Genomic DNA, 16,200 nt, shown 5'->3' with positions numbered 1-16,200 from the left:
CGCCCGCCACCCCGTCTTCCATAGCCATGCGCCCACCCGTCCGTGACCGTGGGAACGCCGGGCGGGACGGCGGCAGGGCTTCGAATGCGGTGGAACGGGGGCGTGACGGACACGGACGGGTGAGATGCGCCACGACGCCGCCCCTCCGCCGCCCCGTCCGCTAATCCGGCAGCCGGATGCCCGCGGGCAGACGGAGACCGAAGTCGCTCGCCAGTACGCGCAGCACCTCGTCGCCGTCCGCGAGCTCGCGCACCTCCGGGGTGCCGTCCGGTGCGGTGACCGTGAGGGTGCGGCCGGTCAGCGACAGGTGGCAGTCCGGGGTGGTGCGCTGGGCGTACACCCGCTGCGAGAACGGGGAGCGCGGGTTGGTCGCGATGTGCCAGTTGATCACCTCGTAGTCCGGCGCCTCGAAGGGCTCCGGCGTAAAGGCGTACTGGGACTCCCACGCCCCGTCGGCGGTGTACGCCTGCAGCTCCCACCGCTCCAGTGGCCCGTCGTGCGGTGTGGTCACGAGCCGGTGGCGGCGCGGGGCGTCGCGCAGTTCGGCGCCGACGACCAGTGGGATCGGCTCCAGCAGCGCGCCGAGGGCGCCGAAGCCGACATCCGCCAGGTACGGCGTCGCCTCGCCCGGCACCTCGGCCAGCATCAGCATGTGCGTGCGCGGCCGGATCTCGCCGGGCCGGGCACCCGCCACGACCCGCGCGCACAGCAGCGTGATCCTGAAGCCGAGCGCGGTCAGCGCGGCGGCGAGCAGGGTGTTGTGCTCGTAGCAGTACCCGCCGCGCCCGCCGCGTACCAGCTTCGCCTCCAGGTCCGCGAGCGCCAGCGAGGGCGCGCTGCCGAGGACCGGGTCCAGGTTCTCGAACGGGATGCCCAGCGCATGGGCCCGGTGCACGGAGCGCAGCACCTCCGCGGTCGGCCGGCGCTCCCCGGTCCAGCCGATGCGGGCGAGGTAGGCGTCGAGGTCGGGCAGGCGGTCGCGGTCGGAGGTCATGCCCCCGACAGTACGCAGCGGGGCCGGCCGGCCGCCTCCGGCCCGGGACGGAGGATTCCTGGTCCTCAGGCCCCCGGTCGCCGGGCCGGGATACCTCAGATGTCCATCAAGTCGGGTGAGGTGGTGCCCGGTCCGGGCAGGATGGCCTCATGATCGGAAACAGGAAGCAGAATCCGGCCGTGGTCGTGGTGCGCGACGCGGAGACCATCGGTGCGGCGCTGCGGCAGGCGCTGGAGACCGCGGGCGCCGAAGAGCGCCCCGGCCTGGAGCGGGCCCTCGCCGTGGTCGCCGACGCGGCCGGCGCATCGGACGCCGAGTCGCGGGGCAGCTGGGCGGGGCGCCGGATCAGGGCGGCCGGCCACCAGGGCCCGCTCGACGCGGTCGCGGCGGTCAAGGCACTCCGCGAGGCCGAGCCGGGCCTGAGCCTGCTTCAGGCGGTGCAGCTGTCGAAGGAGGCGGCCGCGACGGAGGCCGCGTAGTCGCGCGGGGGCCGGGGCCGTCCTGCGGGCACGACAGCCCCGGAAGAACGCGCACGAGGTGCCCGGCGCCCCGCCGTGGAGTCCCCGCCGTGCGGTCCCCGCTGTGGGGTTCCCGCCATGGACCGGCGGACATGGCGCGACGCGTACGACGACCCCGTCCTGAAGGGTCCGGCACCGTCCGGCCCGGCTTCGCCGCACCCGATCGGGCCGCCGCCTGACACGGGCCGCCGTCTGACACGGGCCGCCGTCTGACACGGGCCGCCGCCTGACTGGGGCCGCCACCCGACCGTACGGGCAGGATGTCGGGCCTGCGGGGTGCGCGGGCCCCCTGGCGTACGAGTACGAGGGGGGTCGACCCGGCCGTCGCCGAGTTCGCCCGGAGCGTCGACAAGGAGACCGTGGCACGCACCGCGGCGCTGTCCGACCGTGGCCCAAGGACATTGTCCAGGTCGGCGACAACCTCGCGGAGAGCCGTGCGGACGAGCCGAACTCGACTACTGACACGCCATGGTGACGAAGCGTCAGATCCCGCCCATGGATCCGGACGTGCCGGCGGTCCTTTGGCGGGCGCTCGGGCCGCCTTCGCCACCGCCTGAGGTAGTTGGCTTGAAACCGCCCCTTGTGAGGGCCCCTTCAGTGCGCAAACATGCGCATGTCAAATCCGAAGGCAACTTCGGTGGGCGGGAGCCATCGGGCCCCTGCCCAGGTCACTTGAGGGGACCCCCACATGAAGAAGCCTCTCGTCGGTGCGCTGTTCGCTGTTCTGCTCCTCGGGGCAGGCGTCGCGCCCGCAACCGCAGCAACCGGCCACGAAGCGGCGTCGCCCACCGCGGTCAAGGAGAAGGCCAGGCCCAAGGCGGTCAACTTCGCCGGAACCGTGGCGCTCAGCAACTGTTCCGGCTCCGTCGTCCGCACCCCGGACTCCCAGCCCGACGACCCCGCACTGGTGCTCTCCAACGGGCACTGCATGGAGTCGGGATTCCCGGGCCCCGGCGAGGTCGTCCTCGACCAGCCGTCCACCCGTAGCTTCACCCTGCTGAACGCCTCGGGCAGCGGCGTCGGGACCCTGCGGGCCGACAAGATCGCGTACGGGACGATGACCGACACCGACATATCGGTGTACGAACTCACCAGCACCTACGCCCAGATCGAGAGCACCTACGGCATCAAGGCGCTGGAGCTGAACACCGCGCACCCGGTCCAGGGCACCGCGATCACCGTCGTGTCCGGCTACTGGAAGCGCACGTACTCCTGCAACGTCGACGGCTTCGTCTACCGCCTCAAGGAGGGCGAGTGGACCTGGAAGGACTCGGTCCGCTACACCTCCGCCTGCCAGACCATCGGCGGTACGTCCGGCTCCCCGGTGATCGACAACGCGACCGGCAAGGTCGTCGCCGTCAACAACACCGGCAACGAGGACGGCCAGGAGTGCACGGACAACAACCCGTGCGAGGTCGACGAGAACGGCAATGTAACGGTGCGCGAGGGCATCAACTACGCCCAGGAGACGTACGGCATCGTGCCGTGCATCGGCGCCGGCAACGAGTTCGACCTCGACCGTGCGGGGTGTGCCCTGCCCAAGCCGTGACCGGGTGAGTCCCGTCGCCGCCGCGATGCCCGCCACCGGGCGCCGCGGCGGCGACCGGCGCGTTCATGGCCTGCGGTGCACAGCCCGCGCGCTTACGCCCCGTGGTTCACGGCCCGCGCGTTCACGTCCTGCGGTGCACGTCCTGCGCGTCGACGGCCCGCGCGTTCACGGCCCGCGCGCTCACGCCCGCGCCGTGCGTCGGATCGCCGCCTCGATCCCGTCGAGCAGCACCCCGAGCCCGGCGGTGAACGTCTCCCTCGCCTCCCGCTCCAGGTACGGCACCGCCTCCCCGCCCGGCGCCGGGGCCGGTGGCTGTGGTGCGGAGCCGGTCTCCATCGCGACCAGGCTCGGATAGCGCTCCGCGAAGTCCGGCGCCACCTCACCCAGCAGCGCCGAGCGGGCGAACCACCACTCCTCGTCCGACTCGCCCGTCACCGCCGCCGCCTGCCGCGCCTCCGCGACCGTGCCGGCGCAGCCGCGCACGAAGTGGGAGAGCGTGCCGACCAGCCGCCGCAACAAGTGCGCTTCGAGCCCGGTCGCGTTCAGCAGGCGCACCAGCGTGTCCAGCCCCGCGTACTCGTGCGGGCCGAGCACCGGGCGGGCCTGGGAGACCTGGAGCACCCAGGGGTGGCGGAGGTGGAATTCGAGTCCGTCCCGCGCCCAGTCGGTCAGGCCCGCACGCCAGTCGCCGGTGTCGTCGTACTCGGTGGGCAGCTCGGCGTGGACCGCGTCGTACATCAGGTCCAGCAGCTCGCCCTTGCTGGGCACGTAGGTGTAGAGCGCCATCGCCGTGCGGCCGAGCCGCTCGCCCACCGCGCGCATCGAGAGCGCGGCCATGCCGTCCTCGTCCGCGACGGCGATCGCGGCGGTCACGATCGCGTCGACACTCAGCCCCGGCCTGGGACCGGGGCCGGGGCGCCGGCCCCGTTGCTCCGGCCGGTCGGCGCGCCAGAGCAGGGACATGGAACGGCGGGCGTCACCCTGTCCGGCAAAGACCACCACTTGCGACTCCTTACGCCATAAAGTAACTTCCCCCGGGTAATTCTTTACGGCGTAAGCTATCAGTCGGAGAGGGCGGCAGCCACGATGGGGCAGGCGTTGACCGTGTCGTACGTACGGGTCGTCGGTGTGGAGCGGATCACGCCGCGGACAGCGCGCGTCACCTTCACCGGGGACGCGCTGGCGGAGCTCATGGAGGACCGGCCCGACCAGCAGATGAAGCTCTGCTTCCCGAGGGCGGGGCAGGGCGTGCCCCGGCTGCCGGAGCCGGAGGCGGACGACACGTACGGCATGCGGTGGTACGAGGCGTACCTCGCGATCCCCGAGCCCGAGCGGCCGCTGCTGCGGAGCTTCACCGTTCGCGGGTACGACCGCCGACTGGACGTGATGGCGGTCGACTTCGTGCTCCACGGCGACGACGGGCCCGCCGCTCGCTGGGGCCGGGACGCGCGCCCCGGCGATGTGCTCGGCATGGTCGGGCCGTCGTCGCTGTACGCCCGGCCGCTGCCCGCCGCCGACTGGCTGCTGCTGGCCGGCGACGAAACGGCGCTCCCCGCGATCGGGACCCTGCTGGAGTCGCTGCCGGCCGGGGCGCGGGCGCTCGTCTGGGCCGAGGTCGCCGACGCGGCGGAGCAGCGGCCGCTCGGCCCGGACGGCGATGTGACCGTCCACTGGGTGTACCGGGAGCGGGGCGGGTCGCTGCCGGACGCGGTGCGGGCGGCCCGGCTGCCCGCCGGTTCCGGGGCCGCGTGGCTGGCCGGTGAGGCGGGCGCGGTACGGGCCCTGCGCCGCCACCTGGTCGAGGAGCGCGGGCTGGCCAGGAAGGCCGTGGAGTTCAGCGGTTACTGGCGGCGCAGCCTCACCCAGGACGACGCCCCGACCGAGGAGGACCTGGCCTGGGCGAAGGAACAGGCGGGGGAGGGGGAAGGGGGCTCATAGGGCGCCCCGGGCGCTCCCCGTTCCCCGGACGGACCGGCCCGCCAGTACCTGGGTGCGGCGCCCGTCCTCGATGACGAACCGGCCGTCGATCAGCACGTGCGGGACACCGGCCGGCAGTGTGCGCGGCTTCTCGAACGTCGAGCCCGCCGCCACCGTCTCCGGGTCGAAGAGGACCAGGTCGGCGCGGTAGCCCTCGCGGACGTACCCCCGGTCCGCCAGACGCAGCCGGTGCGCGGGGCGCGAGGTGAGGTGGGCGACGCACTCCTCCAGCGACAGCGTGCCCAACTCCCTCACGTACCGGCCGAGATACTGCGGGAACGTGCCGTAGGCGCGCGGGTGCGGCTTGTCGCCCTGGAGGATGCCGTCGCTGCCCCCGGTGTGCACCCGGTGACGCATGATCTGCCGCACGTTCTCCTCGTGGCCCACGTGCTGGAGGATCGTCGGGCCGAGCCGGTCCTCGACGAGCAGCCTGCGCGCGGTCGCCCAGGGCGTCTCGCCGCGCAGCCGGGCGGAGTCGGCCACCGTACGCCCGACGTGGTCGGCGAGGGCGGGGGTGCCGACCCCGGAGATCTCGATGGTGTCCCACTCGATCGGCACGCCGTGGCAGCCGTCCGAGCCCAGCACCTCCATGTGGTGCCGGATCCGTTCCGCCGTGGTGTCGTCGGCGAGGCGGGTGAGCACCGACTCGGGCCCGCCCTCGCCCGCCCAGCTCGGCAGCATCGCGACGAGGGTCGTGCAGCCGGGCGTGTACGGGTAGGTGTCGAGGGAGATGTCGGCGCCCGCGTCGAGGGCCTGGTCGAGCAGGGCGAGCAGCTCGGGGGCCCTGCCCTTGTTCACCCCGAAGTTCATGGTGGCGTGGGCGAGATGGAGGGCGCAGCCCGCGTTCCTGGTGAGCTGCACCATCTCCTCGTACGCGCCGAGCGCGCCCGCCCCGTACGAGCGGTGGTGCGGGCAGTAGTAGCCGTCGTACTCGGCCACCACCCGGCACAGTTCGGTGAGTTCGGCGTCGTCGGCGTACATGCCGGGGGTGTACGTGAGCCCGGAAGACATGCCGACCGCGCCCTCCGCCATGCCCTGGGCGACGAGCTCCTTCATCCGGTCCAGCTCGGCCCCGGTGGCCGGGCGGTCCTCCCAGCCCACCGCGTACATCCGGACCGTGCCCTGCGGGATCAGATAGGCGGCGTTGACGGCGATGCCCCGGCCATCGAAGTTGCGGTCCAGCCGGTCCAGGTACTCGCCGACCGTGCGCCAGTCGAAGTCGATGCCGGTGTCCTCGGGCCCACCGCCGTTCCAACCGGTGATGGAACGGCGGACCTCGGCGAGCGTCCGGTCGTCGACCGGGGCGTACGACAGGCCGTCCTGGCCGAGGACTTCGAGCGTGACGCCCTGCGCGGCCTTGGCGCTGTGGTCGGGGTCGCGGAGCAGCGCGAGATCGCTGTGCGCGTGCATGTCGATGAAACCGGGGGAGAGGACGAGCCCGTCGGCGTCGAGCGTCCGCCGGGCGGAGGGGCGGGGGCCCAGGGAGCCCTCGGGGTGGATCCCGGCGATCCGGCCGTCGGCGACGGCCACATCGGCACGGAGGCGGGGGGCGCCGGTGCCGTCGACGACGTGGGCGTTACGGATGACCAGGTCCATGGGGCAGCTCCTGTGGAATCGAGCCCCTCCTGGTCGGAGGAGCACTTCAAGCCCCGCCGGCGATCGAGGAGCGGGGGTCCGGGGGCGGAGCCCCCGGCTACGGAAAGGGGCGGGGCAGGGGAACAGCCCCGCTGGGCAGCCCCCGCCCACCCCCACCGGGCATCAGAAGAACGTACGGATGTAGTCCGTGACCGTCCCGTCCGCCGCGACCAGCGGAATCAGCTGCCACTTGTCGAAGCTGGTGCACGGGTGCGACAGACCCATCCCCACCCAGTCGCCCACCTCCAGCTCCGCACCCGGCTCGGTACGCACCCACGCGTGCTGGTCGGAGAGACCGGTGACCGAGACGCCCGTCGCGGGCCGCACCGTGCCGTCCCGGCCGGACCGCACGACCTGCGCCTCGGGCAGGTCGAGGTCGTACGCCGCGTCCCGCTTGCCCGCGTTGAGAAACGCCTGCTCGTCCGTCGGGCGCGACACGACCTGCGCCCACAGCCGGAAGGCGGGCTGCAGCTCCCCCTCCTCCGGCACCCGGTTGAACGGGGTCAGATGGCGGTAGTGGCCGTCGTCGTGCGAGACATAGGCGCCCGAGCGCAGCAGCTTCAGCACCGGCGCGGAGAGCTCCGGGATCCGCGCGAACACCTCCGCCACCGCGTCGAACCACGCACTGCCGCCCGCACTGATCACGATCTGCTCACCGGCCGCGAAGCGCCCCGCCCGGTCGAGGCCGACGGCCAGCGCGACGAGCCGGTCCAGCCAGGCCCGTACCCGCTCGGCGGACGCCTCCGGCACCTCGCCCTCGTAACCGGCCACGCCCACCAGGCGCAGCGTCCCGGCCGCCGCCACCGCGTCGGCCACCGCCACGCAGCCGGCCTCGGTACGGGCACCGGTGCGCGCGCCCTCGCCCGCGCCCAGCTCCACCACCACGTCCACGGGCCGGGAGGCGCCCGCCGCGCGCAGCGCCTCGTCCATCAGCTCCACGCCGCGCACCGAGTCGACGTAACAGATGAAGCGGAACTCCGGGTCGGAGTCCAGCTCTGCGGCGAGCCAGCGCAGGGCCGAGGCGTCGACGAGTTCGTTGGCGAGGAAGATCCGCCGGATCCCGTACGCCCGGTACACCCGCGCCTGGTGCGGCACGGCCGCGGAGATGCCCCAGGCGCCGTACTCCAGCTGACGGGCGAAGAGCTGCGGGGACATGGAGGTCTTGCCGTGCGGGGCGAAGGCGAGCCCGTGGCGCTCCGCGTACGTCTCCAGGAGGGCGAGGTTGTGCTCGACCGACTCCGCGGACAGGGCGAGCACCGGGGTGGTGAAGCCGCCCGTGAAGAGGTTGCGGCGCTCGGCGGCGAGGGCGCCGACGGTCAGGCCCTCCGCGTCGGGCGGGAGCGCCTTGAAGCGGTGGTCGACCAGCTCGTCGGCGAGTCCGGACACAGGACGGTCGGCGGCCAAGGGGGCCTCCTCGATCTAAGTCGGCGTTGCACCATGCGCAACACCCATTGCGTATATCGCTCAACGCTGTCTAACATCCGAGCCGACGCCGGGTCAATGGCGTGCAACCCCCGCCGCACCCCGAACCGCACCACCGAACCCGCGAGGAGCCCCGAGTGTCCGGAACCCCGGCCAGGACCGCCGACGCCGCCACGGCCGCCGAAGTCGTGTGCCTCGGCGAGTCCATGGTGACGTTCCTGCCGTCGCAGCCCGGACGCCTCGCCGACGTACCCTCCTTCGGCCGCGGCATCGGCGGCGCCGAGTCCAACGTCGCCTGCGCGCTGGCCGCCGCCGGCCACCGGGCGGCCTGGGTCAGCCGGGCCGGCGCGGACGGCTTCGGCGACCACCTCGTCGAGGCGATCGCCGGCTACGGGGTCGACACCTCCGGCGTGCGGCGCGATCCGTCCCGGCCCACCGGCATCTACTTCCGCACCGCGACCGACCGGGCCACCGATGTGCACGAGGTCGCCTACTACCGGGCCGGTTCCGCCGCGTCCGCGATGTCCCCGGCCAACATCCCGTACGCGACGCTTCCCGCGACCCGCATCCTGCACCTGTCCGGCATCACCGCGGCGCTCTCCGCCGACTGCCTGGCCCTGCTCCACGACCTGACCGGGCCCCGCCCCGGCCGCCCGCTGATCTCCTTCGACGTCAACCACCGGCCGGGCCTGTGGCGCGACGCCGACGCGTCCCCCGAGGTGCTCCTCGACCTGGCCCGCCGCAGCGACCTGGTCTTCGTCGGCGAGGACGAGGCGGAGGAGGCCTGGGGGGTGACCGGCGCGGAGGCGATCCGCGCCGCGCTGCCGGAGCCGGCGACCCTGGTTGTGAAGCGCGGCGCGGACGGCGCGACGGTCTTCTCGCGCGCCGCCGGCATCCCGGACGCCGACGACGTCACCACCGTCTCCGACGGCATCCCGGACGCCGACATCGTCACCACCGTCCCCGCCCTCCGGGTGGACGTCGTCGCCCCCGTCGGCGCGGGCGACGCCTTCGCCGCCGGGTTCCTCTCCGCCACTCTGCGCGAACTCCCCGTACGCGACCGCGTCCGGCACGGCCACCTCATGGCCGCCGCCGTCCTCACCGTCCCCGGCGACCTCACCGCCCCGCCGGCCCGCGCGCACGCCGACTCCCTTGCCGCACTGGACGACGAGGCCTGGGGGAGACTTCGTCTCGGCCCCGGGTGGACGGGGGACGACCAGGAGGTACGTACGACATGAGTCAGACCGTCGACCGGGCGCTGAGCATCCTGCCGCTGCTCGCCCAGGGGCCCGCAGACCTCGGCCAGGTCGCCGAACGGCTCGGCGTCCACAAGTCCACGGCGCTGCGCCTGCTCCGTACGCTCCACGAGCACGGCCTCGTCTACCGCCAGCAGGACCAGCGCTACCGCCTCGGCGCCCGCCTCTTCGCCCTCGCGCAGGAGGCCGTGGAGAACCTCGACGTACGGGAGATCGCCCACCCCCACCTCGTCCAACTCAACGAGAGCTGCGGGCACACCGTGCATCTCGCGGTGTACGAGGAGCAGGAGGTCCTCTACATCGACAAGGTCGAGAGCCGCTACCCGGTCAGGATGTACTCGCGGATCGGCAAGCCCGTCGCGATCACCGTCGCCGCCGTCGCGAAGCTGCTCCTCGCCGACCTCTCCGAGCCCGAGCGGCGCGCCGTCGCCGAGAAGCTCGACTACCCCATGTACACGTCCCGTTCGACCCCGAACGCCGGTGCCTTCCTCAAGGAGCTCACCGTCGTCCGCGAACAGGGCTGGGCCACCGACCTCGGCGGCCACGAGGAGTCCATCAACTGCGTCGGCGCCCCCATCCGGGGGGCGGACGGGCGGGTCGTCGCCGCGATGTCGGTCTCCGCGCCCAATGTCGTCGTCACGGCCGAGGAACTCCTCACCCTGCTCCCGCTGGTGCGCCGCACCGCCGACTCCATCAGCCGGGAGTACTCCGGCACCACCCGACCCAAGAAAGCCTGAAAGCCATGACCGAGAAGATCGCCCTCACCCCGAGCACCCACACCACGCCCCCCGCGAAGTTCTCGCACGGCGTGAAGAAGGGGAACATCCTCCAGGTCGCCGGCCAGGTCGGCTTCCTGCCCGCCGCGGAGGGCCAGGCCCCGACCCCCGCCGGCCCGACCCTGCGTGAACAGACCCTCCAGACCTTCGCCAACGTCAAGGCGATCCTGGAGGAGGGCGGCGCGAGCTGGGACGACGTGATGATGATGCGCGTCTACCTCACGGACGTGGACCACTTCGCCGAGATGAACGAGATCTACAACTCCTACTTCGGCGAGCAGAACCTCAAGGCCGCCCCCGCCGCCCGCACGACGGTCTACGTCGGCCTCCCCAAGGGCCTGCTCATCGAGATCGACGCGCTCGCGGTCCTCGGCTGAACCCGCCGAGCCAGCTGATCCACTTGCCGCAACCGCATCACCGCACCACCGCGCACGGCACGGCGCCCCACCCCATGGGGGCGCCGTGCCGCGCTCCCCCACACCCGAAACCCCGTCTCCGACAACGGAGTTACGCATGCTGCTCGCCGCAACCCCACCACCGGTCGAGACACCGCCCCACACCGGCGGAATCCTCCCGCTCATCGACGGCACCGCCGGTCTGCTGACCGTCGCCGCCCTCGGTATCGCGCTCCTCCTCTTCCTGATCATCAAGGTCAGGCTGCAGCCGTTCGTCGCGCTGCTCGCCGTCTCCATAGCCGTCGGCCTGGGCGCCGGACTCTCCGTCACCGAACTCTTCGGTACGGTCCAGAAGTCCGCCGCCGTCTCCGTCATCGAATCCGGCATGGGCGGCATCCTCGGCCATGTGGCGATCATCATCGGCCTCGGTACGATGCTCGGCTCGATCCTCGAAGTCTCCGGCGGCGCCGAGGTGTTGAGCACCCGGCTGCTGAACCTCTTCGGCGAGAAGCGGGCCCCGCTCGCCGTGGGCCTCACCGGCCTCATCTTCGGCATCCCGGTCTTCTTCGACGTCGGCATCTTCGTCCTCGCGCCGATCGTGTACGCCGCCGCCAAGCGGTCCGGCAAGTCGATCCTGCTCTACGCGATGCCGCTGCTGGCGGGTCTGTCCATGACCCACGCGTTCCTGCCGCCGCACCCGGGCCCGGTCGCCGCCGCCGGACTCTTCCACGTCTCCCTCGGCTGGGTCATCCTGATGGGCGCCGTCGTCGGCATCCCGTCCGTACTCGCCGCCTGGGGCTACGCCGCGTGGATCGGGAAGCGGATCTTCGTCGCGGTTCCGCAGGACATGGTCGAGGCCGCCGAGGAGGCCAGGGCCGCGGTCGTCGCCGAGCAGCGGGCCGCCGGGGTCACCCCGCGCGAGGAACCGGTCGCGCTCTCCACCGTACTCACGATCATCGGCACCCCGCTGGTGCTGATCCTCGCCGCGACGTTCTCCTCCATCGCGCTGGACCCCTCCACGCCGCGCTCCGTCATCGAGTTCTTCGGCAACCCCTTCGTCGCCCTGACGATCGCGCTGGTGCTGGCGTACTACCTGCTGGGCATCCGCCGCGGCTGGTCCCGCAAGTCCCTGGAATCGGTGTCCACCTCCTCGCTCAAGCCGGTCGGCAATATCCTGCTGGTGGTCGGCGCGGGCGGTGTGTTCGGCGCCGTCCTCAAGGCGAGCGGCATCGCGGACGCCCTCGCCAAGACCTTCAACGACGTCGGCCTGCCGGTCATCCTGCTTGCCTGGCTGATCTCCGTGGTCCTGCGCGTCGCCCAGGGCTCGGCGACCGTCGCCATCGTCACCACCGCGGGCATCGTCGTCCCGCTGGTCGAGGGCCAGGACCTGTCGCAGGCGCATCTCGCCCTGATCATCATGGCGATCTCGGCCGGCTCGATCTTCGCCTCGCACGTGAACGACGGCGGTTTCTGGATGGTGTCGAAGTACTTCGGCATCTCCGAACGCGACACCCTGAAGTCCTGGACGGTCCTGGAGACGGTCCTGTCGGTCGCGGGGTTCGTGGTGGCGGCGCTGCTGAGCCTGGTGATCTAGGGCCTCTCGCCCGGATCACGCCAGGCTCGCGTGCCCCGGGGCCGGAACGGCCGGCACGGTGCTGCCCCGTCGGGAACATCGTGCCGCGCCGCGCCGTGCCGCGCCGTGCCGGTTCAGGCCGCCGAGGCGCAGATGATGCTCCGGCCGTTGTTCACCGGCCAGTACCAGAACCGCTCCCCGCGCCCGGCCGGACAGGTCCAGTTCGTGCCCGCCGCGGGCGCCCGGTAGTAGCCGGTGATCCGGAGGATCGACTGGCCGGCCCGGGGCACGGTCGACGCGCCGCAGTCCCACACCACCGTCAGATCGGCATTGGTCGCCCCCTTGACCTGCGCGGGGAAGCACTGGCCCACCTGGAACACCCGGTCGAGGCAGAGCGTCCGCTCGACACCGTCCGCTCCGGACTTGCGCCACCAGGTGAAGCCCGGCCCGCTGTCGCAGGAACTGCCTGCCCCGGTGGTGGTGCTGACACGGTTGACGTGCATGTAGGCATTCGACGCCCGGCAGCCCACCCGGACCGGAGTCCTGGCGCTCATGTTGTCGTGCCCGTCGTTGTACACGTCGAGACAGTCACCGGCACGCACTGCGGCGAACGCGCGGTCGGTGGTGTCCGGGGTGGGCGAGGGGGTGGGAGTGGGCGACGACTGCTCGGCGTCGCTGCCGGAGCCGTAGGTGCTGTCGCTGTCGGGTTCGTCGTCGTCGCTGTCGGAGCCGGTGTTGCTGCCGTCCGTGTGAGTGCCGAGGTCGTTGCCGGAGGTGACGGCGCCGGACCCGGTGACGCCGGAAGCGCTCCCGCCGCTTCCGCCCCCGCTCCCCGACGTCGCCCAGGGCTGCCAGACCAGGAGCGCGATGACGGCGGCCACGGCGATCAGCCAGCCCCAGCCCGAAGACCCGCCCGAAGACCCGCCCGAAGACGCGGCCGGCGCGGGGGTCGGGCGCGTCGCGCCCGGAGTGGGCGAGGCAGCCCGCGCCCGAGCGGCACGGGCACGGGCTTCCTGCTCGGCACGCTCCCGCTGGGCCCGCTCCTGCGCGGCCCGTTCCGCCTGCTGCCGCGCCGCGCGCTTCTCCGCACGCTCGCGTTCCGCCCGCTCGTGTTCCTTCGAGGCCCGTTCCCGTTCCCGCGCGGCCCGCTCCCGTTCCTTCGCTGCCCGCTCCCTCTCGGCGCGCTCCCGCAGCCGCGCCTCGCGGTCCGCGGTGTACATCCGGGTGGGGCCCGGCGGCGGCACCATGCCGGTGGGCTGCTCGTCGCTCCCCGCCGCCGGACCGGACGGGTGTCCCGACGCGAGCGCTTGGCCCTGGGCCGCGTACTCCCCGATCAGCGCCGACCACTTCGGCGGCAGCCACCGCACCCCGCTGTCCGTGGCCGGCAGCCCGGCCTGGTCCCTGCGGAACCGGGCGAGCAGTTCGGCGGGCGCCGGCCGCTGCCCCGGATCCGCGGCCAGGCACGGGCGGACCGTCTCGACCAGCTCCTTCGGCAGCCCGCCGAGGTCGAGCTCACCGCGCTGGACCCTGGCCAGCAACCGAAGAGTGTCGCCGTCCTGGCTGTACGGCGGGCGACCGGTGGCCAGCATGAAGAGCGTGGCACCGAGGGAGTACATGTCCGAGGCGGCCGTCGACGGCTCACCGCGCGCCTGCTCGGGCGAGGTGAAGGCGATCGTGCCCAGCGTGAGGCTGGTCCGGGTGAGGTCGTTGGCGTGCGAGATGCCGAAGTCGATCAGCCGGGGGCCGTCCAGCGGCAGCAGCACGTTCTGCGGTTTCACATCGCGGTGCACGATGCCCGCCCCGTGCAGGGCGACCAGTGCCTTCGCCGTGCCGGCCGCCACCCACCGTACGGCCGACGCGGGCAACACCCCGCAGGCACGCACCAGTTCGGAGAGCGGGGGCGCCGCGATGTACTCGATGGCCATCCAGGGCCGCTCGGCCTGCGGGTCCGCCTCCCGTACCCGTGCCGTGTGCGCGCTGTCGACCCGTTGTGCCAGCGACACCTCGCGGGCGAACCGCCGCCGGTCGATGTCGTTGACCTCGCCCTCGGCCAGCAGGGTCTTCACCGCGACGAGTTCCCCGCTGCCCCGCCCGTCGCTCCGGGCGCCGCTCCGGGCGAGGTAGATCCGCCCCATGCCGCCCGACGACAGCCGCCCGAGCAGCCGGTACGGTCCGAGCACCGCCGGATCGTCCCCGCCCAACGTCTGAATCCGCGCCCCGGCCATGTCCCTCCCCCTGTCGCACCGCCACCGCGCCACACAACGGTGCCACGAACATCCCCGGACGGCCATGGAATGTCGGCAGTCCCGGACAGCCTGTTGCGGGTCCGGGACAGCCCCGGGACGGCCACCGGACCCGGAACGTGCAGCAGCGCCGCCGGGGGAGCGGCGGCGCTGCGAGGTTGGCTGATCGGTTATGTGCGGCGCGGGGCGGGACAGGGCCGCCGTCCTGCACATCTCAGTGGATTGCGTCGAGCAGCAATGCTTCCGCGATCAGGGCCAGGGCACAGCCCAGCAGATCTACCGCCCGTGCGATCCGTCGGTACTTTTCCGTGGCGAGCACGGAGAGCTCAATGAGTTGGGTGCAGTGCCCGAGCACTCCATCACCGGCAGACTCGGACATGTGGGTCACCAGGTCCGCCGGGGAACCAGCGAACCGGGCGTAGAAGGCGAAATACCGTCGCCCCTGGAGTCGTGATATGCCACCCGGTCTCACGCAGTGGAGCAATTGCGCAAAGCTGCCTGCCAGACCGGCGATACCAATCCAAGCCACCCACTCGATGCTGTTACGGAGGGCGAAGACACCGGAGTCGCGCGCGATGAAGATCGCCGCGATTCCTGCTGCGATTGCCGAGAACAGTGCGAGCAATATCGAGGCCTTCTGGTCGGCGCGGATCAACTCCTCACGGACCTCGGAAAGAGCCGAATGGACGCCGAGAAGGTCAGAGCTGGTCGCCGTCATGGTCCTGCTCGTCTTCGCCGATCAAGTGGCCCGAGAGTCCCCTGTGATTCCGCCTCACCTCTAGAGAAGCGGGCTCTCCCGTATGGTGCTCGGCCGCCCCCTCCCCGAGGAAGACGAAGAGGCTTTGGCGATTTCCCCGCGCGTCGAGCACATCGACGAACGAGTAGCCCTTGTGGGCGAGCACTCGCTGGAACCTACCCTGCACTCGTTGCCCCTCCTGCACGGAACAACCAGCAACCGGCCGTTGTCCCTCCTTGAGAGGCTGGAGCGGGATGAACCGAACAGGCCGTCCTTCCGTGAGTTCCCCCTCACCCGCGACGTATCGGCGGTCCACATAGTGGTCACCGTGTTCAGCTGTGCTGATGAAGCCACGGCCGAGTTCGCAGTCCCAACGTGTGACCACTCCGTCCAGAGTGCTGGTCGCAGCGTGAGGCTCCCCGGAATTCTGAACGGGAGGGGACGAGTTCGTTTGCGCGCGTTCGATGGCTTCGGTCAGAACGGTGTTCTTAACACCGAAAGGCTTCCCGTGCCAGATGACCTCGCGATATTTGATGGGCTTCGCGAATCCTTTGAGGTCCACCTTCTCCTCGCCTGACAGGTAGTCGTCGGGAGAGCGTTCGTGCACACGTCCCATCTCGGAAGAGACCTTGCTCATGTTCGCTGAGGCGACCGTCGCGCTGTCCACCCAGATGGCCTGCGGTGCCCCTGCACTGCAGAGCCGGGAGGCGAGATCGACCACGGACCCGACATAATCGAGTCCTCCACCGGGAGCCGCGTACTCGACGACGCGCCCGGTTGCGATCCCCACTGTGGCAATGCAGTCGTTGAGCGCGCCCTTGCTGACCTCCGAGCGCAGCAACTCCTGGATCCTGATGGCTGCGCAGATCGCCGCAGCCGCACGCTCTCCGTCGAAGGCTGCCAGGGTGCCGTCACCCAAGTACTTCACGACTGTTCCGTCGTGGTCCCGGATTGCGGTGGTCGTGATGTCCAGGAACTTGCCGATGGTGGGCAGCCACCCGACCTCGCCCAACTTGCCCTTCATCTCTGTGGACCCGGAGAGATCCGCGAAGAGTATGACCCGGTGCGGCCGGTCGGGGTTGTGCAGGGACTCCTGGAACAGAGTGAAATGGTCTGTTGTCATGTC

At 71.8% G+C, this 16,200-nt stretch carries 14 protein-coding genes; 7 read left to right on the top strand and 7 right to left on the bottom strand.

Annotated elements, in window-relative coordinates:
* Positions 1 to 160 precede the first annotated feature (160 nt).
* Entirely contained in the window at positions 161 to 994 is an 834-nt protein-coding gene (locus tag ABZ622_RS00150) for an arylamine N-acetyltransferase (RefSeq protein ID WP_360538649.1), read from the bottom strand.
* A 149-nt stretch (positions 995 to 1,143) separates the two neighbouring features.
* Between ABZ622_RS00150 and ABZ622_RS00145 the strand changes: the two genes are divergently transcribed.
* Together ABZ622_RS00145 and ABZ622_RS00140 are read left to right on the top strand one after the other, a co-directional pair.
* Positions 1,144 to 1,473 carry a hypothetical protein gene (locus ABZ622_RS00145; protein WP_360538647.1) on the top strand — a complete coding sequence of 110 codons (330 nt, stop codon included), beginning with the start codon at positions 1,144 to 1,146 and terminating at the stop codon, positions 1,471 to 1,473.
* 727 nt (positions 1,474 to 2,200) lie between these two features.
* Positions 2,201 to 3,061, top strand: a complete 861-nt coding sequence (locus ABZ622_RS00140) for a serine protease (protein WP_360538644.1) — start codon at positions 2,201 to 2,203, stop codon at positions 3,059 to 3,061.
* A gap of 180 nt (positions 3,062 to 3,241) precedes the next feature.
* Here the strand turns inward: ABZ622_RS00140 and ABZ622_RS00135 are convergent, their stop codons facing one another.
* Positions 3,242 to 4,063 carry a TetR/AcrR family transcriptional regulator C-terminal domain-containing protein gene (locus tag ABZ622_RS00135; protein WP_360538641.1) on the bottom strand — a complete coding sequence of 274 codons (822 nt, stop codon included), beginning with the start codon at positions 4,061 to 4,063 and terminating at the stop codon, positions 3,242 to 3,244.
* Positions 4,064 to 4,147: 84 nt separating this feature from the next.
* Between ABZ622_RS00135 and ABZ622_RS00130 the strand changes: the two genes are divergently transcribed.
* Positions 4,148 to 4,999, top strand: coding sequence for a siderophore-interacting protein (locus tag ABZ622_RS00130; RefSeq protein ID WP_360538638.1), 852 nt, complete (start codon positions 4,148 to 4,150; stop codon positions 4,997 to 4,999).
* On the opposite strand, the gene ABZ622_RS00125 is transcribed toward ABZ622_RS00130, so the two are convergent.
* Complete coding sequence (locus ABZ622_RS00125) at positions 4,994 to 6,634, bottom strand: D-aminoacylase (RefSeq protein WP_360538635.1); 1,641 nt, start codon at positions 6,632 to 6,634, stop codon at positions 4,994 to 4,996. The genes ABZ622_RS00130 and ABZ622_RS00125 overlap by 6 nt on opposite strands.
* 162 nt (positions 6,635 to 6,796) lie before the next feature.
* Positions 6,797 to 8,077, bottom strand: a complete 1,281-nt coding sequence (locus ABZ622_RS00120) for an alanine racemase (RefSeq protein ID WP_360538632.1) — start codon at positions 8,075 to 8,077, stop codon at positions 6,797 to 6,799.
* Between the two features lie 155 nt (positions 8,078 to 8,232).
* On the opposite strand from ABZ622_RS00120, the gene ABZ622_RS00115 reads away from it, so the two are divergent.
* The 4 genes from ABZ622_RS00115 to ABZ622_RS00100 all read left to right on the top strand — a co-directional run bounded on the left by ABZ622_RS00115 (position 8,233) and on the right by ABZ622_RS00100 (position 12,116).
* Positions 8,233 to 9,333 (top strand): sugar kinase, encoded by a 1,101-nt coding sequence (locus ABZ622_RS00115; protein ID WP_360538629.1) that lies wholly within the window; start codon positions 8,233 to 8,235, stop codon positions 9,331 to 9,333.
* Complete coding sequence (locus tag ABZ622_RS00110; RefSeq protein WP_360538626.1) at positions 9,330 to 10,088, top strand: IclR family transcriptional regulator; 759 nt, start codon at positions 9,330 to 9,332, stop codon at positions 10,086 to 10,088. Before ABZ622_RS00115 ends, ABZ622_RS00110 begins: the two co-directional genes overlap by 4 nt.
* A gap of 5 nt (positions 10,089 to 10,093) precedes the next feature.
* The gene (locus ABZ622_RS00105; protein WP_360538623.1) at positions 10,094 to 10,504 is read left to right on the top strand and encodes a RidA family protein; all 411 of its coding nucleotides are present in this window, start codon (positions 10,094 to 10,096) and stop codon (positions 10,502 to 10,504) included.
* A gap of 136 nt (positions 10,505 to 10,640) precedes the next feature.
* Complete coding sequence (locus tag ABZ622_RS00100) at positions 10,641 to 12,116, top strand: gluconate:H+ symporter (protein WP_360538620.1); 1,476 nt, start codon at positions 10,641 to 10,643, stop codon at positions 12,114 to 12,116.
* Positions 12,117 to 12,229: 113 nt separating this feature from the next.
* On the opposite strand, the gene ABZ622_RS00095 is transcribed toward ABZ622_RS00100, so the two are convergent.
* From ABZ622_RS00095 to ABZ622_RS00085, 3 genes are all read right to left on the bottom strand, one after another.
* Positions 12,230 to 14,275, bottom strand: coding sequence for a serine/threonine-protein kinase (locus ABZ622_RS00095; RefSeq protein WP_360538618.1), 2,046 nt, complete (start codon positions 14,273 to 14,275; stop codon positions 12,230 to 12,232).
* A 277-nt stretch (positions 14,276 to 14,552) separates the two neighbouring features.
* The gene (locus ABZ622_RS00090) at positions 14,553 to 15,056 is read right to left on the bottom strand and encodes a Pycsar system effector family protein (protein ID WP_360538615.1); all 504 of its coding nucleotides are present in this window, start codon (positions 15,054 to 15,056) and stop codon (positions 14,553 to 14,555) included.
* Positions 15,037 to 16,197 carry an adenylate/guanylate cyclase domain-containing protein gene (locus ABZ622_RS00085; RefSeq protein ID WP_360538613.1) on the bottom strand — a complete coding sequence of 387 codons (1,161 nt, stop codon included), beginning with the start codon at positions 16,195 to 16,197 and terminating at the stop codon, positions 15,037 to 15,039. Before ABZ622_RS00085 ends, ABZ622_RS00090 begins: the two co-directional genes overlap by 20 nt.
* Positions 16,198 to 16,200 lie beyond the last annotated feature (3 nt).

The sequence above is a fragment of the Streptomyces sp. NPDC007164 genome, assembly GCF_040634135.1.
Taxonomy (GTDB): domain Bacteria; phylum Actinomycetota; class Actinomycetes; order Streptomycetales; family Streptomycetaceae; genus Streptomyces; species Streptomyces sanglieri.
This window is presented reverse-complemented; position numbering and strand designations above follow the sequence as displayed.

What these genes read in the sequence shown, in the direction of transcription:
- ABZ622_RS00150 (WP_360538649.1), bottom strand. Translation starts at nt 994, where the DNA reads ATGACCTCCGACCGCGACCGCCTGCCCGACCTCGACGCCTACCTCGCC.
- ABZ622_RS00110 (WP_360538626.1), top strand. Translation starts at nt 9,330, where the DNA reads ATGAGTCAGACCGTCGACCGGGCGCTGAGCATCCTGCCGCTGCTCGCC.
- ABZ622_RS00100 (WP_360538620.1), top strand. Translation starts at nt 10,641, where the DNA reads ATGCTGCTCGCCGCAACCCCACCACCGGTCGAGACACCGCCCCACACC.
- ABZ622_RS00105 (WP_360538623.1), top strand. Translation starts at nt 10,094, where the DNA reads ATGACCGAGAAGATCGCCCTCACCCCGAGCACCCACACCACGCCCCCC.
- ABZ622_RS00130 (WP_360538638.1), top strand. Translation starts at nt 4,148, where the DNA reads ATGGGGCAGGCGTTGACCGTGTCGTACGTACGGGTCGTCGGTGTGGAG.
- ABZ622_RS00145 (WP_360538647.1), top strand. Translation starts at nt 1,144, where the DNA reads ATGATCGGAAACAGGAAGCAGAATCCGGCCGTGGTCGTGGTGCGCGAC.
- ABZ622_RS00125 (WP_360538635.1), bottom strand. Translation starts at nt 6,634, where the DNA reads ATGGACCTGGTCATCCGTAACGCCCACGTCGTCGACGGCACCGGCGCC.
- ABZ622_RS00140 (WP_360538644.1), top strand. Translation starts at nt 2,201, where the DNA reads ATGAAGAAGCCTCTCGTCGGTGCGCTGTTCGCTGTTCTGCTCCTCGGG.
- ABZ622_RS00090 (WP_360538615.1), bottom strand. Translation starts at nt 15,056, where the DNA reads ATGACGGCGACCAGCTCTGACCTTCTCGGCGTCCATTCGGCTCTTTCC.
- ABZ622_RS00085 (WP_360538613.1), bottom strand. Translation starts at nt 16,197, where the DNA reads ATGACAACAGACCATTTCACTCTGTTCCAGGAGTCCCTGCACAACCCC.